The sequence below is a fragment of the Psychrobacter sp. CX5 genome (assembly GCF_057621535.2).
Map to the genome: position 1 here is coordinate 1,644,188 of NZ_CM177735.1, position 24,837 is coordinate 1,669,024.

Here is a 24,837-nt window from a genome sequence, read left to right on the forward strand (position 1 = left end):
AGTTGTTCTTTGGTTTAGTTAAAGCTTTAAAGCTCAGGGTCTGTAGCTCAGCTGGTTAGAGCACCGTGTTGATAACGCGGGGGTCATAAGTTCAAGTCTTATCAGACCCACCATATTAGACTATGAGAGTAAGCTGAGCTTTTTGAAAATCCTATTTAAAGGATTTTCCTTGCGCTCGGGTCAAAGCAGTGCTTTGACTGTATCCTCGCTCAGGGGCCATAGCTCAGTTGGTAGAGCGCCTGCCTTGCACGCAGGAGGTCAGGAGTTCGACTCTCCTTGGCTCCACCATATTGCAGACTAATAGAGTTAGATAAAGCATACAGATAGAATAGAGACATAAAATAGAATTAAGTGATTATTAGGTTATTAGATAATGAATTACTTACTTCTGTTTTATACAGAAAGCATATGACGACTGGATGACAGCGTCATTACTATTTAAAAACATAGATATGAGTTGTAATACGGTTGATACCTAATCTTTCACGTTTAGGTATCAACCAGTAACCAACCTCTTTAACGACATCAGTTGTTATCCCAAGAGGTTGGTTACAAAGTAAAGAGAACTGAATCAAGCGTAAATTATCAAGGTGATATCGTTATAATTGCGGACTAAAGACCCTTTGGGGTTGTATGGTCAAGTAATTAAGCGCACATGGTGGATGCCTTGGCAGTCAGAGGCGATGAAAGACGTGACAGCCTGCGATAAGCTTCGGGGAGATGGCAATAATCTGTGATCCGGAGATTTCTGAATGGGGAAACCCACCTAACGTAAGTTAGGTATCCTAATTTATTAGGAAGCGAACGAGGGGAAGTGAAACATCTCAGTACCCTTAGGAAAAGACATCAAACGAGATTCCCCTAGTAGCGGCGAGCGAACGGGGAGGAGCCGACTTAATTTTATGTAGAAGAACAGAGTGGGAAATCTGGCCATAGTGGGTGATAGCCCCGTATTCGAAACATAAATGCAAGCATATTAAGTAGTGCGGGACACGAGAAATCCTGTATGAAGATGGGGGGACCATCCTCCAAGGCTAAATACTCCTGACTGACCGATAGTGAACCAGTACCGTGAGGGAAAGGCGAAAAGAACCCCTGTGAGGGGAGTGAAATAGAACCTGAAACCGTGTGCGTACAAGCAGTGGGAGCGGACTTGATCCGTGACCGCGTACCTTTTGTATAATGGGTCAGCGACTTATATTCTGTAGCGAGGTTAACCGTTAGGGGAGCCGTAGGGAAACCGAGTCTTAATAGGGCGTTTAGTTGCAGGGTATAGACCCGAAACCGAGTGATCTATCCATGAGCAGGTTGAAAGTGCCGTAACAGGCACCGGAGGACCGAACCCACTGTCGTTGAAAAGCCAGGGGATGACTTGTGGATAGGGGTGAAAGGCTAATCAAACTCGGTGATAGCTGGTTCTCCCCGAAAGCTATTTAGGTAGCGCCTCGGACGAACACCATTGGGGGTAGAGCACTGTTTCGGCTAGGGGGTCATACCGACTTACCAAACCGATGCAAACTCCGAATACCGATGAGTGATATCCGGGAGACACACGGCGGGTGCTAACGTCCGTCGTGGAGAGGGAAACAACCCAGACCGCCAGCTAAGGCCCCAAATTCCTAGTTAAGTGGGAAACGAAGTGGGAAGGCATAGACAGCTAGGAGGTTGGCTTAGAAGCAGCCATCCTTTAAAGAAAGCGTAATAGCTCACTAGTCGAGTCGGCCCGCGCGGAAGATGTAACGGGGCTCAAACTAGGAGCCGAAGCTGCGGATTTGAACATGTTTCAAGTGGTAGGGGAGCGTTGTGTAAGCCTGTGAAGGTGTGTTGTAAGGCATGCTGGAGGTATCACAAGAGCGAATGCTGACGTGAGTAACGATAATGGGTGTGAAAAGCATCCACGCCGGAAGATCAAGGGTTCCAGTCCAACGTTAATCGGGGCTGGGTGAGTCGACCCCTAAGGCGAGGCCGAAAGGCGTAGTCGATGGGAAATCAGTTAATATTCTGATACTTGTTTATGATGTGATGGAGGGACGGAGAAGGTTATACCAGCCTGGCGATGGTTGTCCAGGTGAAAGGATGTAGGCAGACTACTTAGGTAAATCCGGGTGGTTATATGCTGAGATCTGATAGCAAGCCAGTTTACTGGCGAAGTGGTCTATACCATGCTTCCAGGAAAAGCTTCTAAACTTAAGTCATAAACGAATCGTACCCTAAACCGACACAGGTGATCAGGTAGAGAATACCAAGGCGCTTGAGAGAACTCTGCTGAAGGAACTAGGCAAAATGGTACCGTAACTTCGGGAGAAGGTACGCTGCTGGTGGTGAAGCCCTTTGCGGTGTAAGCTACTAGCAGTCGCAGATACCAGGCTGCTGCAACTGTTTATTAAAAACACAGCACTCTGCAAACACGAAAGTGGACGTATAGGGTGTGATGCCTGCCCGGTGCTGGAAGGTTAATTGATGGGGTAAGCCGTAAGGCGAAGCTCTTGATCGAAGCCCCAGTAAACGGCGGCCGTAACTATAACGGTCCTAAGGTAGCGAAATTCCTTGTCGGGTAAGTTCCGACCTGCACGAATGGCATAATGATGGCAGCGCTGTCTCCAGCAGAGACTCAGTGAAATCGAAATCGCAGTGAAGATGCTGTGTACCCGCGGCTAGACGGAAAGACCCCGTGAACCTTTACTACAGCTTTACATTGAACTTTGACCTGACTTGTGCAGGATAGGTGGGAGGCTTTGAAGCAGATACGCCAGTATTTGTGGAGCCACCCTTGAAATACCACCCTGGTCATGTTGGGGTTCTAACTCAGGTATAACAATACCGAGGACAATGTATGGTGGGTAGTTTGACTGGGGCGGTCTCCTCCTAAAGAGTAACGGAGGAGTACGAAGGTGCGCTCAGAACGGTCGGAAATCGTTCAAAGAGTATAAAGGCAAAAGCGCGCTTAACTGCGAGACCCACAAGTCGAGCAGGTACGAAAGTAGGTCTTAGTGATCCGGTGGTTCTGTATGGAAGGGCCATCGCTCAACGGATAAAAGGTACTCTGGGGATAACAGGCTGATACCGCCCAAGAGTTCATATCGACGGCGGTGTTTGGCACCTCGATGTCGGCTCATCTCATCCTAGGGCTGAAGCAGGTCCTAAGGGTATGGCTGTTCGCCATTTAAAGAGGTACGCGAGCTGGGTTTAGAACGTCGTGAGACAGTTCGGTCCCTATCTACCGTGGGCGTTGGAAATTTGAGAGGATCTGCTCCTAGTACGAGAGGACCAGAGTGGACGAACCGCTGGTGTTCGGGTTGTCATGCCAATGGCATTGCCCGGTAGCTACGTTCGGATTGGATAACCGCTGAAAGCATCTAAGCGGGAAGCCAACCTCAAGATTAGATTTCCCTTAAGAGCCGTTCAAGACTAGGACGTTGATAGGCAGGATGTGGAAGCGCAGTGATGCGTGTAGCTAACCTGTACTAATTGCTCGTTTGGCTTGACCATACAACACCCAAGTGGTTTTAGTATGTCGCCAATTATTTCGATATCATCCTGATGATTGCTGATGAATAGCAACCTTGATTCAGGTTCTTGATACTATAGTCAATACAACGTTAAGTAAATAACTTAACCAACTCATATCTATACCCCCTTTGCTGACGACAATAGCACGATGGAACCACCTGATCCCTTCTCGAACTCAGAAGTGAAACATCGTCGCGCCAATGGTAGTGTGGTTCGCCCATGTGAGAGTAGGTCATCGTCAGCTCCCTATACCCTAAAAGCCCCCGCAACTTACGTTGTGGGGGCTTTTTCCTTTGGGTCAGCTTTAAGGCAATAGTTTAAGTCCATAGTTTTTAGCCGTTAGCTTATTGAAATAATAGTTAAAAGTGAAAATAGTTATTAAGCTATATTTTATAAAATGATTTGACTTATATCAGTATAGTTGTTATTTTCATGATATAGTTTTAACTTAATTTAAAGTATCTATTGTCTAGAAAAACTTAATAGTTATTTATTGCGTTATAAATTCTTTAAAAATAACAGCCTATTATAATTTAAGCTTGTTAAACAAGTCTTCTAATAGCTATCAGTTAAAACTATATCTCTTTTACGCCTATTAAGGATTAATAGGTTTTATAATTTATCAAAGGATCTGATAATGAAACTCCGTACCTCCCTCTCAGCTGCTCTCTTAATTTCGTTTGGACTTTTTGGCTGTTCAAATCAATCTTCGGAAGAATCAACAGACACTCCAACAACCTCTGACACCTCTACTGAAACTACCGCTAGTAAGGCGAGCTCTGACGAAGTTACCACGCTTCGTTTTTCGCATTTTTGGCCGGCGACCTCCTCAATTAGTAAAGGGGTATTCGAGCCATGGGCAAAAACAATTGAAGAAGAATCCAATGGACGCTTAAAAGTTGAGCTCTATCCTTCCGCTACTTTAAGTAAGCCTGATGTCACCTATGAAGCCGCTGTTAAAGGTACCGCTGATATTGGGTCACAAGCTCATGGCTATTCAAATGGACGTTTCCCATTAACTCAGATCGCCGAACTACCTGGTTTATCTGGATCTGCTAGCCAAATGAGTTGTATCCTACAGACCTTGTATGATAATGGCACGGTCGCAAGTGAGTACGAAGACTCTCATGTATTGTTCATGTATGGCGTAGGACCTGGAGTGCTACATACTAGTAATAAATTAATCAGAACACCTGAAGATATGAAGGGTATGCGTATTCGTCGTCCTTCAGCTGTTGCTGGAGACATTCTTGAAAGTATGGGCGCCTCTCCCGTTGGATTGCCAGCTACTGAAATTTATACTGCTTTACAACGTGGTGTCGTTGACGGCGTAAGCTTCCCTTGGGAACCGGTTCAAACATTCAAAATTGATGAAGTCACCAAGTATCATACCAATATTCCTTTTTATAGTTCAGGCCTATTGGTTAATATGAATAAAAATGTTTATGAAGGTCTTCCAGAGGATTTGAAAAAAGTAATTGATGATAACTCTGGAATGAAGCTTGCGATGAAAATTGGTAAGTTATTTGACGATAATGATTCTACTGCTTTAAATGCAGCAATAGCGAAGGGGGATGAGTTTGTCGAAATTCCTGATCCATTAAATGATCCAAACTGGAAAGGTCCACTAGAAGAAGGGACTCAAAAGTATCTAAACGATGTTAAAGATTTAGGTCTGGATGCGGATGGGGTTTATGAAGCGGCTAAAGCGGCAAGTGCAGCCTGTAAAGCTTAATAAAAAGGTTGGAATTAACAATGTCGATATTTGCTAGCATTAACCATTTTCTCAAAAAGATTTGTGAGTTTATCGGCGGTATTAGTTTAATCATAATCGTGCTGGTAACGATTGTGGATGTCATCACCCGATACGTCTTCAAGCTGACAAATGGCGATCTTGGATTTACCATCAAAGGTACTGTTGAGATTGTCTCTTATATGATGTTATTTGCATTGCTCGCCGCCTTTGCAGCGTATGTTGAAAAATCACAAGTAATCGTGGATGTCTTTACACAAGGCATGACGCAGAAAGTAAAAGGTTACCTCATGGGGGCCTTTATGATGGGATATTTTGCTCTGGGCATTATTTTTGTCTGGGGATTATATGAAAGTGCGATTGATGCCACTGAGTTTGGCAGAGTGACTCAAGATTTAAGAATTTCGATGACACCAATCTTTATGTTTAGTGCATTTTTAAGCGCATTGCTAGCCTATAGATCTTTATATGAATCCATCAATATTTTCAGAACGGGCGAGTTTTATGACGCCGAGGAGACAGGCGCATGAGTCCAGAAATTATTGGTGCATTCGGCTTAGCAGCCATGATTTTACTGGTATGTTTACGAGTACCAGTGGCTTTAGCCATGTTGGGAGTTGGAGTTGTTGGGTTTGGGGCGGTGACTAGCCCAAGTAGTGCCTTACAAATGCTAAGAGATATTCCAACTGATGTGTTAGCAAAGTATGATTTTAGTGCTATTCCCTTATTTATTTTAATGGGCGTATTTGCCGCCCATTCAGGAATGGCAGGAAAGTTATTTGATGCAACAAGGACTATTTTCGGAGGGGTACGCGGTAGTCTTGGGATTGCAGGTATTGGGTCTTCCGGTATCTTCGCTTCTATCTCAGGATCCTCATTGGCGACGGCGTCTACAATGACTCGAGTTGCTTTACCAGAAATGGAGAAGTACGGCTATAACCCGGGTTTTGCCTGCGGTATTTTAGCAGCCGGTGGTACCTTAGGTATTATGATTCCACCAAGTATCGCATTACTTGTTTATGCGATCTTAACCGAACAGTCCGTCGGTGATATGTTTATCGCTGGGTTCTTACCGGGTATATTGGGTATGGTAATGTATTCTATTACCGTGATGATTATGGTGCGATGGAAGCCTCATTTAGCTGAGCGAGGCGAGAAAACATCATGGAAGGCTAAGTTCTTCTCTTTAACTGGATTGATACCGTTTAGTTTCATTTTTATCATCATTATCGCCGGTATATTCTTTGGTCTATTTACCCCAACTGAAGGCGCTGCAGTAGGTGCTTTTGCATCATGGCTATATGCGGCATTTAAAGGCATGCGTCTCAAAGGCTTAAAGCAATCTTTGATAGAAACCCTCGCGTTATCAGCAGTTGTTTTCTTTATGCTATTAGGCGCAGAGGCATTAGGATATTTCATCTCGGTCTCAAGGATAGCGAATTCGTTAGCTACTTGGATTGGGGCATTAGACGTCAGTCCTCTTGTTGTACTGATTTGCATTTTAATCATGTATTTCTTGCTTGGGTTGTTTATGGACGCTCTCGCAATGCTGGTAATTACAATACCTGTGGTATTCCCGATTATTCTAGCTTTAGGGTATGATCCAGTTTGGTTTGGTATTGTGGCTGTACTAACGGTAGAGCTTGGATTAATCACACCGCCTATGGGAATGAATATTTTCGTTATTAAAGCGATGGCCCCGCATATTAAGCTTGGCGATATGTTTAAAGGGGTAACGCCCTTCATTGTCTCTGATGTAATACGTTTGGTTATACTGGTGGCTTTCCCAGCGATATCTTTGGTGTTATTAAATTAATTCGGTCTAACTCAGCAAGTCAGTTATCATTTACCTTTTTCGATCACGTTTTTCGACCACACTATTTAAATAATGGTGTGGTTTTTGTTTTTTCATCTAGGCGTTCATAATAACGAACCACGAAATTATCCTGTCATAGCGCTTAAAGTATAAAAGGGTGAATGAAACATTTTTAAACTCACTAAAGAGGGATAACCTATATAATTGTTGATAGCAAAAATTTATTTATCACATATTCAATTAACTTTCCTGGTCTAGCGTCAATGTCTATAGATTTATCGAATACACTTATCGTGGCAATTTCAGCCACTGCACTGTTTGATTTAACCGAGTCAGAGCAATATCGCGAATCGCTTTTAAACAGCCATCCTCAACAAGCGGCGCAGTTGTTCCGTGACTATATGCAAAAAAGTGAAAATGAACCTTTACAGATAGGGGCAGGTTTTCCGCTTATTCAAGCCATATTAAATCTTAATAAATATAATCGCGACAGTAAGGATCAAGACAACTGTATTCCGGATGAAGAGATTGATATTTATGCCGATAATGCCCCTTTGGTCGAGGTGGTTATTATCTCAAAAAGCTCACCTGAGACAGGTATCCGAGTGTTAAATGCTATTCGAGCGAGAGGCTTGAATATTACCCGTTCAGCCTTTATATCTGGCGGTAAAATTGCAGACTATATCGCAGACTTTAAGGTTGACTTATTCTTAACAACAAACCGAGAAGATGCACAGAGCGTGACGGATGCCAAAATATGTGCCTGTGCTATTTTAGATGCCACACCAGTTAATACCTTTAAACTGGATACAGAACAATTACGCATCGCATTTGACGGTGATGCCGTACTGTTTGATGATTCTGGAGAATTATTGTATAAACAAAAAGGGTTAAAGGCGTTTCATGATAGAGAAGCTGAAATGGCAGATTTACCTATAGAAAAGGGCCCTTATGCTGATTTGTTAATAAAATTGTCCCATTTACAACGTCGTTTGCCTTGTTGGTTAGAGCATTCGCCGATTCAAATCGCTTTGGTCACTGCACGCAATTCTCCAGCTGATCTGCGAGCCATCAAGACGTTACGGCAATGGGGCGTCACTGTCGATATGGCGTTCTTTTTGGGAGGACTGGAGAAGACGTCTGTGTTAAAAACCTTTGCGCCTCATATCTTTTTTGATGATTCTGTTCAGCATATCGAAGCGGCTAGACACTATGTACCTACAGCATTGGTGCCTTATTACTCAACCTCAGAGCTTCATTCACATACCTGGCACTTGGCTCATAAATAGAAATAACCTTTGATTGATCTTCTTCTCAAAAGTTTAGACTATGAGTCTAAACTTTGAAGAGATGAAGCCTATTTTTCCTAAACTGATTTTGATTTAAATTAATAATATGGCGTTGCGTATGAATTGGCAGAGGATATTGACACTAATAAGGCATCGTGTTAGTCAAGTTTTTGGATTGTATGGCTTTGTATTTATCCCCATGTGGGTAATGTATGTCTTAAATAATACGGTGTTGTTCAATTTTTGGAACTCGCTAGGGATTGTTCCAAGGTCACTAAGTTTGGGCAGTATGATCGGTGTGACAGCGTCATGGACAATGCATGGCAATTTTGCGCATATTTTTGGAAATACCATAGTATTGGCACAGATATTGTTTTTATTCGGTCTCTTTGAGCGAAATGCTTACCGTACTGTGGTAAAGCTTATTATAGGGTCCGGTTTGATGACATGGGGTCTAGGCTCACCCTTTTCTATTCATATTGGGGCGTCGGGACTAATATTTGCCATGTTAGGCTATATGATAGGCGGTGCGGTATTTGCGAGGCGTTGGGGTTATCTAATCGCCTGCATTGTTATGGGTGCAAGTTATTGGTTAATTCTCAAAGAGGGACTTATGCCGCAGACAGGCATATCGTTCGCCGCCCATTTTGGTGGCTTATGTGTAGGGCTATTAATCGGGTCAAATTCCAAACATTACTATCCTAATAGTTATTTAGAACGGTAGTTGTGACGTAAAAGTAGAGTATATTGGGCATTTATAGTGAAAATTTGTTACACTAACATATATATATGCTTTGTATTATCGGTACTATTCACCGAACTAAATACAAGGCTTTGATTTGGTTGTAGGGAGTATATGCATGGCAGAACGTTCAGCCAAGCAGTTAGGGTTAAGTAAGGCGGATTTACCCAATTCGATTATTGAAGTAATTTCCACTTTGAATAAAGGTGGTTTTGATGCGTATATTGTCGGTGGCGGTGTTCGTGATACGCTTATGGGTTTAAACCCTAAAGATTTTGATGCCGTAACTGATGCTAAACCGCATGAAGTAAAAGACTTATTTGGCAAACGTTGCCGTATTATTGGACGACGATTTCAGCTGGCGCATGTATACTCAGGTCGCGACATGATTGAGGTCGCCACTTTTCGTGCGCCACCCAATGGAGATGCTCATACTACCAGTGATGGTATGATTGTACGTGATAACGTATGGGGAACTATTGAACAAGATTTTGCCCGTCGCGACTTTTCTATCAATGCTATGTACTATCAGCCTATTAAGGGTACAGTGCTTGATTTTTGTAATGCCCTTGATGATATTAAAAATAAAACGTTAAGATTGTTAGGCGATGCGCCTGTGCGTATTGAAGAAGATCCGGTACGCTTGTTACGTGCCCTAAGGTTTAAGGCAAAACTAGGCTTTGAGTTTGATGCAGCCCTAGCTGAGCAGTTCCACGATGATAATTGGGCTTTATTAGATCAGGTGTCGCCGCATAGACTGTACGATGAGTCACAAAAAATGTTTACCGGTGGATATTTAGTGCCTTTATTGCCTTTATTATTCGAATATGGTGCAATACGTCATTTAATTATATATCCGCCTAAACAACCCACGGCACTGGTCAATCAAGTGGCTATAAATACTGATAAACGTATAGCTCAGGGCAAAAGTATAAACCCTGCATTTTTTTATGCGGCTCTTCTTTGGGATAATTATCTGTATCAGCTGGCGAAGTTTAAGAAAAAGAACATGCCCTTTCATGATGCGCAGCTTCAAGCGGGTAGTAAGGTTATTGAGCGTCAGCGTATAAAAACTGCGATACCTCGTTTCGCAGAACAATTTATTCGTGATATTTGGATGTTGCAACCTAAGCTTGCAAGCCCCCGTGTCAAACAAATTCCGCAATTGGCGGAGCACCCTCGTTTTCGTGCAGCCTTTGATTTTCTTTTATTACGTGAACAGTGTAATGATGACGCCAATCCTTTATCCGAGTCTACCAATGGCATGGGTGAATGGTGGCAGAATTATCAGACTTTGTCTGAAAAGCAAAAACAACAGGCAATGGATGATTTTGCAGGAGACAGTCGCCGCGGTGCCAGTAAGTCTAGTCGTAATCGCAATCGCAGACGTAACAGAAATGAGGGGAATGTTGAGGCTCATACCGATCCGTCTCAAACTTCGAACTCATCTACTACAGCAAATTCTGAATCTGCTACCCATAAAACTACTGACGTAACATCGAAATCGCCTAAACAAACATCAAGTGATCACACTCGTGGCCGATCAGCTAAATATCAAGACCACTATGCACAAGAGCGTGCTCAGCTTGAGAAACTGTCATTAGGCAATCTTGCGGGGGAGGCGCCTAACACGCAAAATCAACCAAGTCCATTGTTTACCATTAATGCGGATAAAATGGCAAAACAAGTACCTCAGCAATCCGATATTGAAGCTCAGGTAGTACAACCAGCGCCTAATGACAAACCTAAAGATAAAAAGGAACCGCAAGCGCCGAAAAAAGAGCAACAGTTTACCTCGCGCGCTACTAAGAACAATGAGCCGGTATCTATAGGAGATGCTCCAGATGACGGTTTGGTAGCGAAAGCTGACTTGGTTTTATTACCTAAGTCTGAGCCTATTCCTAATAAACGTCGTCGTCGCCAGCCTAGTCAACAAGGTGGTCATGGTGCAAGTCCTAACGTTAGTCACAAAGCAAGTTCTAAAGTAAATGACGATGAAAAAAGTAGTCAACAGTTCCAGCAATCGACTGGTGACATTAAGTCGGATAACCAAGCGGACTCAAATAGCAGGCAGGTGAAGGATAGCAAAACGGTTGCCCCATCTGTGAACACTAAAAAGCCAGCTAAGACGAATAAGACAGCTAATAGTACTAAATCAGAATCTATCGTAGCGGATAAGGATAAGGCTTCAGTTGCTGACAAGCTTATCACTAAAAGTGATCGAATACCGGCTACTCGACGCCGCCGACTGCCGAGCTCTACTTTAAGTGTTAGCGAAAAAAAGAACGTCAGTGAAGGTGTGTAATACCTTTTTATATAAAATAACTTATCTTTGTCAGGCTCACTGAATCTCTTATTTACAGCGTTCGTAGCCTTCTTCGATAGGTTAATTTATGGATTCGCTATAACTATCAATGGTATTAAATTGAATGAAGGCAGATTACATAATGGATAAAGACTCTTTATCTGACAATATGTATCAGTGTTATCTTGGGGTAGGGGGCAATATCAGTAATGAGTTAGGCACACCCAAGGACCATATTCAAAACGCACTTGAGTATTTAAAGGCCCATCCCAGTATCAGTCACGTACGTACATCGTCATTGTATGCTTCTAAGCCATTGGGCCCACAAGACCAGCCAGATTTTATCAATGCTGTTATAGAGATTGATACCTGTTTATCACCTCAAGACTTATTGTCGCTGTCCCAATTGCTTGAGCAACAGGCACAGCGGGTGCGGGTGCGTCACTGGGGCGAGCGTAGTCTAGATGTCGATATCCTATTATATGCGGATAAGATAATGTCTACTCCGACGTTAACGGTGCCCCACCCTGGAGTAACAGAGCGTAATTTCGTTTTGATACCGCTAGCCGAGCTAAACCCCGAGTTAAAAATTGCAGGAAAGCGAATAACTGAATACAAACAGAGTCATAACTGGTCTGGACTGACTAAACTGTAGTTCTGTCTACTCTTTAACTTTACACCTGTTTTACGCCTTGTTCTTTGGTCTTTTATTCTGCCAGAAATATCCTTTTTAAAACCTATTAAATCCTAATCGATGTTTAAAACATTTATTTTACCCCTATACTTACTTCGGGATGACCCACTATGATTACGTTATCTACCTTAAAAAAATACAAAAAAGAGGGTCGTAAATTCAGCTGCTTGACATGTTACGATGCTATGTTTGCTAAGATGATGGATAAAGCAGAGATTGATGCTATCTTAATCGGTGATAGCTTGGGCATGGTCGTTCAGGGTAATGACTCTACGCTGCCAGTAACTGTTGCAGATATTGTGTATCATACGAGAAATGTTGCCCGAAGTAATAAACATGCACTTATATTAGCTGACCTACCTTTTATGAGTTATGTCACTATTGAGGATGCCATTGCCAATACTCGGCAAGTCATGCAAGCTGGAGCTCATGTTGTCAAATTGGAAGGGGGTGCTGAGCTCAGTGAGTTAGTGACTACTTTAACTCGTGCAGGGGCGCCTGTTTGTGTGCACTTGGGACTAACACCTCAATCCGTCAACGTGTTTGGTGGCTATAAAGTTCAAGGGAAAACCGAAGACAGTGCCAGCAAGCTTATGAATGATGTCAAGGCAGTCGTAGAAGCAGGGGCTGCCATTATACTGTTAGAGTGTGTTCCAGCACCGCTGGCTAAAGCCGTTACGGAAGCTATTGAGGTGCCTGTGATTGGTATTGGTGCCGGATCAGATACGGATGGTCAAGTATTGGTAATGCACGATATGCTAGGTGTCACACATGGAAGAACAGCACGGTTTGTGCACGATTTCTTAACAGATGAGCGTAATCAACAAGGCGATCATGCGGGAAGTGTTGAAGGCGCTTTTGCGCTATATCATCAGTCCGTTTTAGAGGGAAGCTACCCCCAGCCTCAGCATCAATTTAATTAGGAACCTAAGTTTATTTTTGGATGCTTAATATGACCGTGACATTTAGTTCAATAAAAGAGTTACGTGAGACATTACAGCCACTTAGAGCAGATAATAAGATCGCCCTTGTGCCAACCATGGGAAATCTGCATGATGGGCATATATCATTAGTGACGCTCGCAAAACAGCATGCTGATATCGTTATTGTTAGTATTTTTGTGAACCCTACACAGTTTGGTCCTGGTGAGGATTTAGACAGCTATCCTCGCACATTGGACGAAGATACCGCTAAGCTTAAACAAACAGGGGTGGATTATATATTTGCACCGACAGTTGCTGAGATGTATCCCGTTATGCCACCACCAACACAAGTTTTAGCAGGCGGTATTAGTCAACAGCTATGCGGGAAATCAAGACCGACTCACTTCGATGGGGTAGGTATTGTAGTGACTAAACTGTTTAATATTATGCAGCCAGATATAGCGGTATTTGGCAAAAAAGATTACCAACAATTGGCGATTATCAAACAACTGGTTCGTGACTTAAGTTATGAGATAGAAATTTTAGGGGGCCCTATTGTACGTGCAGAGGATGGCTTAGCTCTATCTTCACGCAATCAATACTTAAGTGCAGATGAGCGTCAAATAGCGCCAATGCTTAATCGAGAAATAAAAAAGCTAGCCGACAAATTGATACAGGGTCAGGCTAAAAGTAGTAAAGAGTTACAAACTTTAGTCTCGCAATCTATTGTCAGTATTGAGAGTCTAGGTTATAAAGTAGATTATCTAGACGTTCTAAATCGAGACTTAACTCAAATAACCAACTTTGATACTGAGAAAAAGTGGGTGATAGCCGTTGCCGCCTGGTTGGGTAAAGCCCGGTTATTAGATAATCAAGAAATAGACCTTATTGATTAAAACGTAACCCGAGAATTTTAAGATCATCATTTAGAGTCTGTTCGATGAATGCTCATTGAGTATTAAATAAATCTCAAAGCCTTACCGCTTTTGAGCTTATGTGGAGAATGATCAAACAGACCCTATGGTTAATGTGCTAGTGTCATAATGGATTTTGGAGATCCTCATGTCAATGAATAAGGGCGCAGTCGGTAACGCAATTGAGCAGCAAGTAGTCCTAAAGAAGGCGACTGTGAGCATAATAATTGTTTCTGGTCGTTCAGGGTCAGGTAAAACCTCTGTGCTGCATATCCTAGAAGACTTGGGGTATTATGCCATTGACAATATGCCATTGTCGTTAGTACCCGATGCTATTGCTAAGCTGATCAAAGATGGTGCTATTCATAAGTTAGCTCTCGGTGTCGATATTCGTACCTTGCGTGCCGATAGCTCAAGCTTTTCTTCAATAAAGGATGAGCTGGTAAATAGCTATGGCGCGGGTAGCATTAAGGTGATGTACGTGACCGCGCAAGAGTCAGTATTAGTGGCTAGATTTGCCGCCTCTCGGCGTGTACACCCGTTAATGGCAGTGACTGAAGAACAAGTCAAAAATTTACCCAGTGCCATTCGGATTGAAACCGAGACACTACGACCTATTGTCAGTAATTCAGACATCATTATCGATACCAGCCAGCTTAATATTCATCAATTAAAAGATCAAGTTAGAGAGTATGTTGGTGTTGATAATGAAGTGACGGTAAACTTGCTGTCCTTTGGTTTTAAATACGGTGTTCCTATTGACGCTGACTTTGTTTTTGATGCCAGAATACTGCCAAATCCGCATTGGGAACCAAAACTTCGCGCCATGACGGGCAAAGATTCAGAAGTGATAGTGTTCTTTTCTAAATTTCCAGAAGTGGAAGAGCTGCTGCAAGATATCTATCAATTTTTAAACCGCTGGTTGCCTGAGTTCTTGCATAATAATCGCCATTCTATCACTGTGGCAGTTGGCTGCACGGGCGGGAAGCATCGGTCCGTATTTATTGCCGAAACCTTGTATGCTAAGCTTTCAAATAACTTACCTTCAGAACTAAAAATGACAGTTAAGCATCGTGAAAAAGCCCATTGGAGTGCTTAGCGTTTTAATCTTTATTATTAATTTGAGAGTTTTATGATTGATTGGTCCGAACACGATATGCGCGTATCGCGTACAGAGCTTAAAAAAGCCCACGAGCGTTTGCAGAAACTGTCTGTGCCTTTGGCTGGCTTATCAAAAAAACAAATGAAGAAACTACCTGCCAGCGAGTATTTTTTAGCAGAGCTTATGACACTCACTGATATTACCAGTCCCACTGCGCGTAACCGTCAGATTAAACGGGTGGGTAAACTGATTAGTGAAGAAGATCGCCATGCGTTAGTAGATGCGCTGTTTCAGACGCGCTTTAGCAATGAGCAAGCGGCTAAGATTGAAGGTTGGTTTACTCGACTTAACTTTAACGATGAAAGCACGTTAAAGCAATTTTGCCAACAGTTTAAAGCTGCTGAGCGCAACAGTGTCTATCAACTACTACTGTGGATAGAATATGCTAAGCACATGAATGATGATGAGCTGTTACTCGAATCTGAAAATGACTTAAAAAGCTATATTAAAGAAGTGGCTATATTGACGCAATTGAACTAATAACAGTGGCTCTAAAAAAAAGCTAATCTAATAGCCGTTAATCTTATAACAACCTATAGACTTATATATCTAACAATTTGATAACATCATAAGCAGGCGTCTCGTAAGGATGAGCCTGCTTTAATATATCTATGACACGATGAATGTTCTCTTCAGCAACCACCATTTCAACTCGCCACTCAGTCACCTTTTCAACATTGTTTTGTTGTCCAATATGGGGTTGGCTACCTTCAAGTGGCATAAATTGACCGGTTCCCTGAACCTGCCAACAGCAATTAGAATAATTTCCAATATGACCAGCCCCTGCCGAAAATAAGGCGTCTTTCACGTCATCTAGCGCAGTATCCGGAATAAAAACAGTCAATTTATACATGGCAACAGGCCCGAGTTAAAATACTGGGTGAAATGATGTGTGTCTTATTAAAAGCTGTGTGTCTGACCAAAAACCACTGTTAAGAAAGCTGACTATAATTTGATCACAGTCAGCAATGTACAATTAGCACAATACAATTTTATTAGAGCAATAAGACAAAACGAGTAATCGACATCACATCAAAGATCTAACCTAATCAATAGGAACGCCAATACGTTGTGCGACTTCCTCATAAGACTCAATAACGTCACCAAGACTTTGGCGGAAACGGTCTTTGTCTAACTTTTTCTTGGTCTCTTTATCCCAAATACGACAGCCATCTGGTGAAAACTCATCACCAAGGATAATACGATTATGGAAAACGCCAAATTCGAGCTTGAAATCAACCAGCATTAAGCCACCTGCATCGAAGATCTCTTGTAACACCTCATTGACTTTAAAGGTTAGCTCTTTCATAGTTGCTAACTGTTCTTCAGTCGCCCAGCCTAATGAGACTGACAATGATTCATTGACCATTGGATCACCTAGTGCATCATCTTTAAAGAATAACTCATAAGTAGGCGGGGTTAACTTTTGGCCTTCTTCTAAACCAAGACGACGTACTAAGCTACCTGCCGCAAAGTTTCGTACCACACACTCTACAGGAATCATCTGTAAGCGCTTCACCAACACTTCATCTTGTGAAAGCTGCTTTTCAAAGTGAGTCTCAATGCCTGCCTCTTCAAGTTTTTGCATAATATAGGCATTAAAACGGTTATTGACTTGACCCTTACGGTTTAATTGTTCTACGCGCTCGCCATTAAAAGCTGACGTATCGTCTCGAAAATGAAGAATCAGATAATCTGCATTTTCAGTTTCATAAACTGATTTAGCCTTACCTTTATAAAGAAGATCTTGTTTTTGAAGTTGCATGATTTAGGTCCTATGCCTATAGCTATGTTTAATAAGCGTCACATTAGCTAAAGTTTTTAAAAAGGTTGAAAGGGTTTAAAGAGTAATGATATTTAAAAAATAAATATGAATATAGAATTTTGAGACCAACGCTATTAAACGTCAGTCTATAACAATAAATTAAAACTATTTTATAAGGGCTATTCTAGTAAGGGCTAAGCATTCCCAATTGAAAACAATACACTTAAACATAACCCCATATTTATATTAATCATGACAATTAATGGGTAATCACGATAATTAATGGGTTAATTTAATTATTAATTGGCAGGTACTTGACGATAAGGTGGTGGTAACTCATAGCGATTACCAGAGTCATTCTCAAGATCCAGTGTATTCACACCCACAGCGGGCGTTGGATAAAGAGGGGTGAAAGGTGCTGTTTCTTGTTCTGCGGGCAGCTCAATGGGCTCAAGCTTTTTTGCTTCTTGATACTTCAAGCTGCCATTATCAAACTTACCAAAAAAGTTACTAGTGGCTTGGCAACCTGTTAAAGCGATAATACTGGTCAAGCCAATAACTTTCACACTCACCATGAAAGCCTGAACGCCTTTGCGAAGAGCCGTATTAGAGCCTTGATGTAAGTCAAACTGTTGCATGGATTATCCTTATGAGTCGTTTGCTATTTAATGCAATAATCAAAAATCTAGTGAATAGGTAATTAAGACTGACGCAGAACTAAAATATGAGTGACTGGCTATCATTCATTGGCACTGCCTAAATAAGAAAGCCGGACGATTTATAAATAATTTCCAGTCGCTCATATGTTTAAATATTGCTATATGCGTAAGTCCTAGTAATAAACGACTTGTATTCACGTATACCTATAGTTAATGAAGAACAATAAAATAAATGATCTATGAGATCAAACCTGCTGTTCTCAGACCAGCATCCACATCATCATGGAATCTACGATCTAACCAAACTAAAGGCAGACGTATGCCCTTTTCAATGATACCCATTTTATTGAGGGCATATTTAACCGGTATTGGACTTGATTCTATAAACATAAGTTTATGTAGTGGCTCGATAAGGTCGTGCGCTTTTTGAGCGGTATCATAATCACCTTTTAGAGCTGTGCTAAAAATGTCGCTCATGGCCTTAGGAATAATATTGGCAGTGACGGAGATATTACCTTTTGCGCCATATGGCATTAGCTTAAGGGCGGTACCATCATCGCCAGACAAGACAACCATACGATCGCCTAACGCTTCGATAAGTAATTTGCCTCGTTCAACCGATCCAGTCGCATCTTTGATAGCCACAATATTGTCAATATCGGCCAAACGTTCAACCGTTTCTTGAGCTATGTCTACCACTGTACGACCAGGCACATTATAAAGCATTTGAGGCATATCTACCGCTTCAGCAATGGCTTTGTAATGCTGGTATAACCCTTCTTGAGTTGGCTTATTGTAGTAAGGCGCTACCAATAAAGCACAATCAGCCCCAGCGTCTTTTGCCTCGGACGTCAGATGAATGGCCTCTTTGGTATTATTTGCTCCTGTACCGGCTATAACGGGCACACGACCTTTTACATGATTGACATAAAATCGAATCACATCGCTGTGCTCTTGCATAGACAAAGTGGCAGATTCGCCAGTTGTACCCACGGCCACTAAGCAATGTGTACCTTGTTCAATCTGCCAATCGATTAAATCTGCTAGGCGGGGATAATCAACCTCTCCATTAGCATGCATAGGAGTTACAAGGGCTACCATTGAGCCTTGTAATTGCGACTGGAAATCAGAATAGGGGTTACTCATAATATCGCCTTGTTAAATCAATTGTATACTGTAATCTAAACTGTTATTTAAACTATATTTCAATGAAAATGTTGCCAAAATTTGCGGCATGAGCGTTCGTTCTGTCATTTAAAGTTATTTTAATTTATATGTCTGTTAATCATTCAACATATTCTAAACTAATCTGGGAATTTGCGGATGCAAATAGTGTAGCACATTCCCCCTACCGCAATCATTAAGCTATTTTACGTCTAATTGGTGATTAGTGATACCATGCGCCTAAAAAAACTATGAATATACCGTGAAAAAGGGCATATAACCTCCTTTTGAAGCACCTTTATGCACGCGCATACTCTTTTTGGTATTGAATCTTTCTTACAATCTGTAGTTTAGTCAATACAATAACTGTGCTTAAATGAACAAGTCTAAATCAATACTTTGATTGATAACCTTAACAACTAACTTTGATAATTATAACTGACGCCAAGGGAGTATGACGCATGGATAACCACGAGACAAAGACGACTAAAGATTCATATAAAAAAGAGGTACAAGAGGTGCAAGCAACACAAGACACGAGCAATAAAAAGGAAGCTACTAATAATGAAGCCACTAATAAAAACGAGACAATGAAAGTATCAGATAACCTACAAGACAATCCTCAAGACAATCCACTTAATAATAAACCACAGGAAAATGATAGCCGTCAGTTTGATATCATTTTATACGGAGCAACTAGTTTTGTGGGTCAACTGTGTGCCGCTTATTTACAAAAGTTTCTCTCAGAAAATAGCAGTGCTATAAGTGACAATCCTCATTCAGGTTCTGTTCGCTGGGCGATTGCGGGGCGTAATCAAGATAAGTTAGATCAAGTCAAAAAAGATATTGGCAATGATAACTTAGCGACGATTATTGCAGATAGCGAAGATGCAGAAAGTCTGGACAGGATGACAGCGCAAACTCAGGTCATTATATCCACTGTCGGACCCTATTTAAAATATGGTGAGCCTTTAATTAAAGCTTGTACAGATAACGGAACAGACTATGTTGATCTGACCGGAGAGGCCATCTTTATTAAAGATATGATGGATAAATATCAGCAATCAGCGCAAGCGTCAGGGGCCCGTATTGTGAATGCCTGCGGTTTTGATTCTTTGCCTTCTGACTTAGGCGTATTATATACCCAAAAGCTTGCTCAAGAGCAATTTGGAGAGTACTGCGATACCATTAATATGCGCGTAAAAGCAGCCAAAGGGGGTTTGTCAGGTGGCACAGTAGCCTCAATGGCGACTATTTTTGAAGCAGTTGGTAAAGACAAGTCGCTTCGCAAGCAGTTGTCAAATCCATATCTATTAAATGATGATAGTTCACGGCCCGATATTCGCCAAGTCAATATCAGCAAGCCACAATGGGACGCTAAGAGTGACCATTGGTTAGCACCCTTTATTATGGCGACCATCAATACGCGAATTGTGCATCGCAGTAATCAATTGCGTGATTATCAATATGGACGTGATTTTAAGTATGACGAAGCAGTATGGATGCCAACAGGCGTAAAAGGACGTCTCATGAGTTATGGTATGACTGCAGGGATTGCGGGCTTTGCTGCAGGCATGATGTTTAAACCCAGTCGTGATTTCTTGAATGACCATGTGTTACCTAAATCAGGAGACGGTCCTTCTCAATCAGAGCGTGACAATGGGTATTTCGATATCCGATTCTTCGGCTATACCAATAAACACCATAAGATTAAGACAAAAGTCACGGGTGATAAAGACCCAGGGTATGGCAGTACGTGTCAGATGCTATCGCAAAGTGCGCTATGTTTGTTGCAGGATATACCCAAAGATAAGGTAGGCGGTGGGTTCTGGACGTCAGCATCTGCGATGGGTGAGCCCTTAATCGAGCGCTTAGAAAAATATGCTGGAATTGAGTTTTCACAGCTTGCTACTGAATAATAAATGATCCCATTAAACATAAAACAAAGAGCCTCTTTTTTTAGAGGCTCTTTGTTTTATTTAAGGTCTATAGACCTTAATCGTACATCGATAAACTATTGATTATTTCAGACCCGCTTGTTTTAACAAAGCGCCTAATGAACCAATTTTATTATCATCTGCTTTAGGCTTAGACGATTTACCAGATTGACTAGGTCTGGGCTTATCGCTACGCGAATGATCTCGCTTACCTTTCGCATTAGGTTTATTCGATCTTGGCTTGTCCTTAAATGAACGACGTGCGGCGTGTTCTGGTTTGGCAGAGGTCGATTTATCATTAGATTGCTTGCCATCTAAGCTAGGGCTTTCAGAACGACGCTTGGCCGGTGCGGCATTTTCAGACTTCATACTAAAGCCAATGCGATTGCGTTTTTCATCAACTGACAGTACACGTACGCTCACGATATCGCCAGGCTTAACTAAATTCATTGGGTCTTCAACGAAGTCATTGGCCATCTCAGAGATATGCACTAAGCCATCTTGATGTACGCCCACATCCACGAAGCAGCCAAAGCCTGTAACATTTGTCACCACACCTTCAAGCTGCATACCCTCTTCAAGATCACTCACACTGTTCACATCATCTCTGAATTGAGCCGTTTTGAACTCAGGGCGGGGATCGTGAGCAGGCTTAGCCAACTCTTGCTTGATGGCAGCAATGCTAATATTGTCGTCGTTAGCCGCTTCTATACCGTCGACGGCTAGAGTATTAATGACACTATCATTACCCAAAACCTCAGTAATCTCTTTACCTGACTGGTTAAGTATCTCTTTGACCAATGCATAGCTTTCTGGATGGACACCCGTGGCATCTAATGGCTCTTCGCCATCACGGATACGTAAGAAGCCAGCAGCCTGCTCAAAGGTTTTAGCGCCAAGTCTTGGCACATCTTTGAGTTGCTCACGGTTGGTAAAGGCGCCATGTTCTTTACGATAGTTGACAATCTGTTGAGCGACATTCCGGTTAAGACCGGCAATATGCGCCAAAATAGCAGGACTGGCAGTATTGACATCAACGCCTACCGCATTCACACAGTCTTGAGTGACTTTATCTAGGCTATCAGAGAGTTGAGTTTGGTTAACATCGTGTTGATATTGACCAACACCAATGGCTTTGGGTTCTACTTTGACCAGCTCTGATAAGGGGTCTTGTAGGCGACGAGCGATAGAGACTGCGCCCCGTATTGAGACGTCTAAGTCAGCAAGCTCATCGCTGGCAAGCTCACTGGCAGAGTAGACCGAAGCACCAGACTCATTAACTACCACTGCTTTGGCAGTAATGGCATCGTCCTCGTCAATAAGCTCTTTGATCATGGCATCCGTTTCACGGCTGGCGGTGCCATTGCCAATTGCTACCAGATCTACTTGATGAGACTTCAATAAGTCTGCAATAGTTGCCTTCGCTTCGGCCATTTTATTGTCTGGCGCAAATGGATAGACGGTCGCTGTCGCAGGCTTGCCCTCGTCATCCCAGATGACTTGACCTTGCGCATCGATAACCGCCATTTTGACACCATGGCGAATGCCCGGGTCAACACCGAGTATGACCTTACGACCAGCAGGTGCGGCCATTAGTAAGTGTTGTAAGTTACTCGCAAATACATCAATGGCATCCGCTTCTGCTGTTAAACGCTTTTCTGTCAGTAAGCGATGCTCTAAATGAGGGCGCCATTTGTCTTTCCATAAGCTATTGGCCGCATTTAATAAAAACTCACGGCGCGCTTCAGGTAGCTTTGCGTCAATCTCAAATTTACTAATAATCTTTTCTACAAAAGGAGCATCTTCACCGTCAACTTTTAAGACCAGTACGTTCTCTTGACGACCACGTAGCATAGCCAATAGGCGATGATTGGGTAGACGTGCTAAACTTTCACTATGCTCAAAATAGTCTGCAAACTTTTCTCCAACGTCGCGTTTATCTTCGTTAGCTAAGCTCGAGTTAATGGTGGCTGTTTTAGCAAATCCCTGACGTAGATTATCCAGCAGTTCAAGCTCTTGCGTCCACGTATCGATAATGATCGCTTCGACACCAGCAAGCTGCTTTTCAGTATCTGAAAAGTCAACATCAATCTCCGTGCCTGCATCATCGGTAATAGTCTCGGGCAAGGTATAGTTTGCTAGCGCATCAAGTGGTGCGATGTCATTATTTAAAATATTATCCGCCACGTCTCCTAAGCCTGCAGCGCGCGCTTTGGCGGCTAACGAACGGCGACGAGGACGATAGGGCAGATAGATGTCTTCAAGCTCAAGCTTAGATGTCGCTTGCTCAATACGAGCTTGCAATGCTTCTGTTAGATTACCTTGGCTTTGGAGAAGATCGAGAATCTTAGCACGGCGTGTCGCCATATCCCGTTCGTAATTTAAGCCTTTCTCTAAAGCACGTAATTGACTGTCATCGAGGCCTTGCGTTTTTTCCTTACGATAACGAGCGATAAACGGCACCGTCGCACCTTCGTCGTAAAGCTTAACAAACGCATTGACTTGCGCAGGCTTGATGCCCAGTTCTTTTGCAAGCTTGTTATGAATGTTGGCAGTGACATCAGTCGGCAATGTTGAAGTGCTCTGACTGGTGGGGGTGATGTTAGTGTTAGTATCGGTTTGGGTCATATCCGTATCGAGTTTAAGTAAGTGAGGTTTGCATTATAGCAAAAGCTGACCTATAAAAAACGATTTTGCTTATTTTGTTTATTTCTATGGTTTTTACACGGTTAATTAACAAACACATACAGCATTGCACTGTATTAGGTGTGTAATTTGCGTCACAATCTTATACACTAAAAGATAACATAGATTTGAAATAGACTGTCTAAATGAATAGTTCATAGACTGTCATAATGAATAAGTGCAAACTAAAAAACCAATCAAATAAGCATAAACTGATTAAAGGGTATTTTATTCAATAAACCCTTAGTAAAAGGATACAAAGTATGTCGGACAATAAAATAAACAATACTGATAGCTTGACCCACCGTATTTTAGTGGTCGATGACGATGCACGCCTACGCTCACTCTTACAGCGCTTTCTGGAAGATGATGGCTTTGTAGTACGCACCGCCCATGACGGCAGTCAAATGGACAAGCTTATGCAGCGCGAGCTGTTTTCCCTAGTGGTGTTAGATCTGATGCTGCCAGGTGAAGATGGTATTAGTATCTGTAAGCGCTTGCGTGAAGACAATAGTGATATCCCCATCATTATGTTGACGGCAAAAGGCTCAGACAGTGATCGTATTGCGGGTCTTGAAGCAGGTGCAGATGACTATTTACCCAAACCCTTTAACCCAAAAGAGTTGTTAGCTCGTATTAAAGCTGTTTTACGTCGGCATAGCCGTGAACTGCCAGGCGCGCCGTCACAACAAGTCGAAGTCGTTCAGTTTGGCCCTTGGACGCTGGACCTATCGACGCGGACGCTTAAGCGTGATGGCAACCTAGTGACGCTGACGACGGGTGAATTCTCTGTATTAAAAGCCTTGGTACAACACCCGCGTGAGCCGTTGACTCGTGACAAGTTGATGAATTTAGCACGCGGCCGTGAGTGGGGCGCAATGGAGCGCTCTATTGATGTGCAAGTTTCCCGTCTACGTCGTTTGATTGAGGACAACCCCTCACAAGCTCGATATATTCAAACGGTTTGGGGCGTCGGTTATGTATTTGTTCCTGACGAGGAAGATAGTGAATAGTATCTGTTAGCTTTTTATTGAAGGATTAAAGCGCTAACAGCCTATTCAACCTACCAATGGACGATTTAATAGAGTATCTATATCCCTTTAAAAAAAAGGACGCATTATCCTAAGATAATGCGTCTTGACGTTAATTGACTCTATTCTATACAGCCCCTAAGAGCTTTAGATAAATATTAAGGCTAGGTATTAATTATGACGTAGAAGTGCAGTGGTCTGACATTAGCGAAGCTGACTGTCCTTACTGCCCCGGCGGTTGTAGAGTTCTTGAGATTTAGTGTATGCTTCAAGCTCACTTTGACAACTGACACAGTATTCGACGCCAGGCAGCGCCAGCCTACGTGCTTCAGGAATGGCGTTTCCACACTCTTCACAATACTCTAGACTGTCCCCCTTCGGAAGCGCTCGTCTAGCACGCTCTAAGGCGTCGTTAACAGTAGCATCCATTTGCTCATGTTCTGCGCCATCACGCGCCCATCCTCCGGCCATAGCAACTCCTATCTATC

General features: G+C 42.5%; 19 protein-coding genes, 2 tRNA genes and 2 rRNA genes. 17 read left to right on the forward strand and 6 right to left on the reverse strand.

Going from position 1 to position 24,837, the window contains the following annotated elements; translation table 11 throughout:
• Nucleotides 1-36 precede the first annotated feature (36 nt).
• The 15 genes from AC21OG_RS06355 to yjgA all read left to right on the forward strand — a co-directional run bounded on the left by AC21OG_RS06355 (nt 37) and on the right by yjgA (nt 15,588).
• Nucleotides 37-113: transfer RNA gene (locus AC21OG_RS06355), tRNA-Ile, on the forward strand.
• A 99-nt stretch (nt 114-212) separates the two neighbouring features.
• Nucleotides 213-288: transfer RNA gene (locus tag AC21OG_RS06360), tRNA-Ala, on the forward strand.
• Nucleotides 289-635: 347 nt separating this feature from the next.
• Nucleotides 636-3,489: ribosomal RNA gene (locus tag AC21OG_RS06365) — 23S ribosomal RNA — on the forward strand.
• 151 nt (nt 3,490-3,640) lie between these two features.
• Nucleotides 3,641-3,754: ribosomal RNA gene (gene rrf, locus AC21OG_RS06370) — 5S ribosomal RNA — on the forward strand.
• Between the two features lie 393 nt (nt 3,755-4,147).
• The gene (locus AC21OG_RS06375) at nt 4,148-5,245 is read left to right on the forward strand and encodes a TRAP transporter substrate-binding protein (RefSeq protein ID WP_487378034.1); all 1,098 of its coding nucleotides are present in this window, start codon (nt 4,148-4,150) and stop codon (nt 5,243-5,245) included.
• Nucleotides 5,246-5,265: 20 nt separating this feature from the next.
• A complete protein-coding gene (locus AC21OG_RS06380; protein WP_487378033.1) occupies nt 5,266-5,793 on the forward strand; it encodes a TRAP transporter small permease in 528 nt (175 codons plus the stop codon).
• The gene (locus AC21OG_RS06385) at nt 5,790-7,079 is read left to right on the forward strand and encodes a TRAP transporter large permease (RefSeq protein ID WP_487378032.1); all 1,290 of its coding nucleotides are present in this window, start codon (nt 5,790-5,792) and stop codon (nt 7,077-7,079) included. The genes AC21OG_RS06380 and AC21OG_RS06385 overlap by 4 nt, the downstream gene beginning before the upstream one ends.
• Nucleotides 7,080-7,342: 263 nt before the next feature.
• A complete protein-coding gene (locus AC21OG_RS06390; RefSeq protein ID WP_487378031.1) occupies nt 7,343-8,368 on the forward strand; it encodes a 5'-nucleotidase in 1,026 nt (341 codons plus the stop codon).
• A gap of 118 nt (nt 8,369-8,486) precedes the next feature.
• The gene (locus AC21OG_RS06395; RefSeq protein WP_486547632.1) at nt 8,487-9,092 is read left to right on the forward strand and encodes a rhomboid family intramembrane serine protease; all 606 of its coding nucleotides are present in this window, start codon (nt 8,487-8,489) and stop codon (nt 9,090-9,092) included.
• Between the two features lie 136 nt (nt 9,093-9,228).
• Nucleotides 9,229-11,415, forward strand: a complete 2,187-nt coding sequence (gene pcnB, locus AC21OG_RS06400) for a polynucleotide adenylyltransferase PcnB (RefSeq protein WP_487378030.1) — start codon at nt 9,229-9,231, stop codon at nt 11,413-11,415.
• A gap of 169 nt (nt 11,416-11,584) precedes the next feature.
• Complete coding sequence (folK, locus tag AC21OG_RS06405) at nt 11,585-12,070, forward strand: 2-amino-4-hydroxy-6-hydroxymethyldihydropteridine diphosphokinase (RefSeq protein ID WP_487378041.1); 486 nt, start codon at nt 11,585-11,587, stop codon at nt 12,068-12,070.
• Nucleotides 12,071-12,219: 149 nt separating this feature from the next.
• Nucleotides 12,220-13,032 (forward strand): 3-methyl-2-oxobutanoate hydroxymethyltransferase, encoded by an 813-nt coding sequence (panB, locus tag AC21OG_RS06410; protein ID WP_487378029.1) that lies wholly within the window; start codon nt 12,220-12,222, stop codon nt 13,030-13,032.
• Between the two features lie 29 nt (nt 13,033-13,061).
• Nucleotides 13,062-13,928 carry a pantoate--beta-alanine ligase gene (panC, locus tag AC21OG_RS06415; RefSeq protein ID WP_487378028.1) on the forward strand — a complete coding sequence of 289 codons (867 nt, stop codon included), beginning with the start codon at nt 13,062-13,064 and terminating at the stop codon, nt 13,926-13,928.
• A gap of 172 nt (nt 13,929-14,100) precedes the next feature.
• A complete protein-coding gene (gene rapZ, locus AC21OG_RS06420; protein ID WP_487378040.1) occupies nt 14,101-15,045 on the forward strand; it encodes an RNase adapter RapZ in 945 nt (314 codons plus the stop codon).
• Between the two features lie 33 nt (nt 15,046-15,078).
• Nucleotides 15,079-15,588 (forward strand): ribosome biogenesis factor YjgA, encoded by a 510-nt coding sequence (gene yjgA / locus AC21OG_RS06425; protein WP_486547628.1) that lies wholly within the window; start codon nt 15,079-15,081, stop codon nt 15,586-15,588.
• A gap of 61 nt (nt 15,589-15,649) precedes the next feature.
• Here the strand turns inward: yjgA and AC21OG_RS06430 are convergent, their stop codons facing one another.
• From AC21OG_RS06430 to dapA, 4 genes are all read right to left on the reverse strand, one after another.
• On the reverse strand, nt 15,650-15,961 hold the full coding sequence (locus tag AC21OG_RS06430) for a YqfO family protein (RefSeq protein ID WP_486547627.1): 312 nt from the start codon (nt 15,959-15,961) through the stop codon (nt 15,650-15,652).
• 192 nt (nt 15,962-16,153) lie between these two features.
• The gene (gene purC, locus AC21OG_RS06435; protein WP_486547626.1) at nt 16,154-16,873 is read right to left on the reverse strand and encodes a phosphoribosylaminoimidazolesuccinocarboxamide synthase; all 720 of its coding nucleotides are present in this window, start codon (nt 16,871-16,873) and stop codon (nt 16,154-16,156) included.
• 299 nt (nt 16,874-17,172) lie between these two features.
• The gene (locus tag AC21OG_RS06440; RefSeq protein ID WP_487378027.1) at nt 17,173-17,511 is read right to left on the reverse strand and encodes a hypothetical protein; all 339 of its coding nucleotides are present in this window, start codon (nt 17,509-17,511) and stop codon (nt 17,173-17,175) included.
• Between the two features lie 258 nt (nt 17,512-17,769).
• On the reverse strand, nt 17,770-18,678 hold the full coding sequence (gene dapA, locus AC21OG_RS06445) for a 4-hydroxy-tetrahydrodipicolinate synthase (protein ID WP_486547624.1): 909 nt from the start codon (nt 18,676-18,678) through the stop codon (nt 17,770-17,772).
• A 608-nt stretch (nt 18,679-19,286) separates the two neighbouring features.
• Here dapA and AC21OG_RS06450 point away from each other — a divergent pair.
• Complete coding sequence (locus AC21OG_RS06450; RefSeq protein WP_491185075.1) at nt 19,287-20,615, forward strand: saccharopine dehydrogenase family protein; 1,329 nt, start codon at nt 19,287-19,289, stop codon at nt 20,613-20,615.
• Nucleotides 20,616-20,717: 102 nt separating this feature from the next.
• On the opposite strand, the gene AC21OG_RS06455 is transcribed toward AC21OG_RS06450, so the two are convergent.
• On the reverse strand, nt 20,718-23,261 hold the full coding sequence (locus AC21OG_RS06455; protein WP_487378025.1) for a Tex family protein: 2,544 nt from the start codon (nt 23,259-23,261) through the stop codon (nt 20,718-20,720).
• A 320-nt stretch (nt 23,262-23,581) separates the two neighbouring features.
• Between AC21OG_RS06455 and ompR the strand changes: the two genes are divergently transcribed.
• The gene (gene ompR, locus AC21OG_RS06460) at nt 23,582-24,331 is read left to right on the forward strand and encodes an osmolarity response regulator transcription factor OmpR (RefSeq protein WP_486547621.1); all 750 of its coding nucleotides are present in this window, start codon (nt 23,582-23,584) and stop codon (nt 24,329-24,331) included.
• 222 nt (nt 24,332-24,553) lie between these two features.
• On the opposite strand, the gene AC21OG_RS06465 is transcribed toward ompR, so the two are convergent.
• Complete coding sequence (locus AC21OG_RS06465; RefSeq protein WP_487378024.1) at nt 24,554-24,820, reverse strand: DksA/TraR family C4-type zinc finger protein; 267 nt, start codon at nt 24,818-24,820, stop codon at nt 24,554-24,556.
• Between the last annotated feature and the right edge of the window lie 17 nt (nt 24,821-24,837).

Coding starts and splice junctions, on each gene's coding strand:
- AC21OG_RS06450 (WP_491185075.1), top strand. CDS start 19,287: ATGAAAGTATCAGATAACCTACAAGACAATCCTCAAGACAATCCACTT.
- AC21OG_RS06390 (WP_487378031.1), top strand. CDS start 7,343: ATGTCTATAGATTTATCGAATACACTTATCGTGGCAATTTCAGCCACT.
- rapZ (WP_487378040.1), top strand. CDS start 14,101: ATGAATAAGGGCGCAGTCGGTAACGCAATTGAGCAGCAAGTAGTCCTA.
- pcnB (WP_487378030.1), top strand. CDS start 9,229: ATGGCAGAACGTTCAGCCAAGCAGTTAGGGTTAAGTAAGGCGGATTTA.
- panB (WP_487378029.1), top strand. CDS start 12,220: ATGATTACGTTATCTACCTTAAAAAAATACAAAAAAGAGGGTCGTAAA.
- AC21OG_RS06380 (WP_487378033.1), top strand. CDS start 5,266: ATGTCGATATTTGCTAGCATTAACCATTTTCTCAAAAAGATTTGTGAG.
- AC21OG_RS06375 (WP_487378034.1), top strand. CDS start 4,148: ATGAAACTCCGTACCTCCCTCTCAGCTGCTCTCTTAATTTCGTTTGGA.
- AC21OG_RS06440 (WP_487378027.1), bottom strand. CDS start 17,511: ATGCAACAGTTTGACTTACATCAAGGCTCTAATACGGCTCTTCGCAAA.
- ompR (WP_486547621.1), top strand. CDS start 23,582: ATGTCGGACAATAAAATAAACAATACTGATAGCTTGACCCACCGTATT.
- folK (WP_487378041.1), top strand. CDS start 11,585: ATGTATCAGTGTTATCTTGGGGTAGGGGGCAATATCAGTAATGAGTTA.
- purC (WP_486547626.1), bottom strand. CDS start 16,873: ATGCAACTTCAAAAACAAGATCTTCTTTATAAAGGTAAGGCTAAATCA.
- AC21OG_RS06385 (WP_487378032.1), top strand. CDS start 5,790: ATGAGTCCAGAAATTATTGGTGCATTCGGCTTAGCAGCCATGATTTTA.
- panC (WP_487378028.1), top strand. CDS start 13,062: ATGACCGTGACATTTAGTTCAATAAAAGAGTTACGTGAGACATTACAG.
- AC21OG_RS06430 (WP_486547627.1), bottom strand. CDS start 15,961: ATGTATAAATTGACTGTTTTTATTCCGGATACTGCGCTAGATGACGTG.
- AC21OG_RS06395 (WP_486547632.1), top strand. CDS start 8,487: ATGAATTGGCAGAGGATATTGACACTAATAAGGCATCGTGTTAGTCAA.
- AC21OG_RS06455 (WP_487378025.1), bottom strand. CDS start 23,261: ATGACCCAAACCGATACTAACACTAACATCACCCCCACCAGTCAGAGC.
- dapA (WP_486547624.1), bottom strand. CDS start 18,678: ATGAGTAACCCCTATTCTGATTTCCAGTCGCAATTACAAGGCTCAATG.
- yjgA (WP_486547628.1), top strand. CDS start 15,079: ATGATTGATTGGTCCGAACACGATATGCGCGTATCGCGTACAGAGCTT.
- AC21OG_RS06465 (WP_487378024.1), bottom strand. CDS start 24,820: ATGGCCGGAGGATGGGCGCGTGATGGCGCAGAACATGAGCAAATGGAT.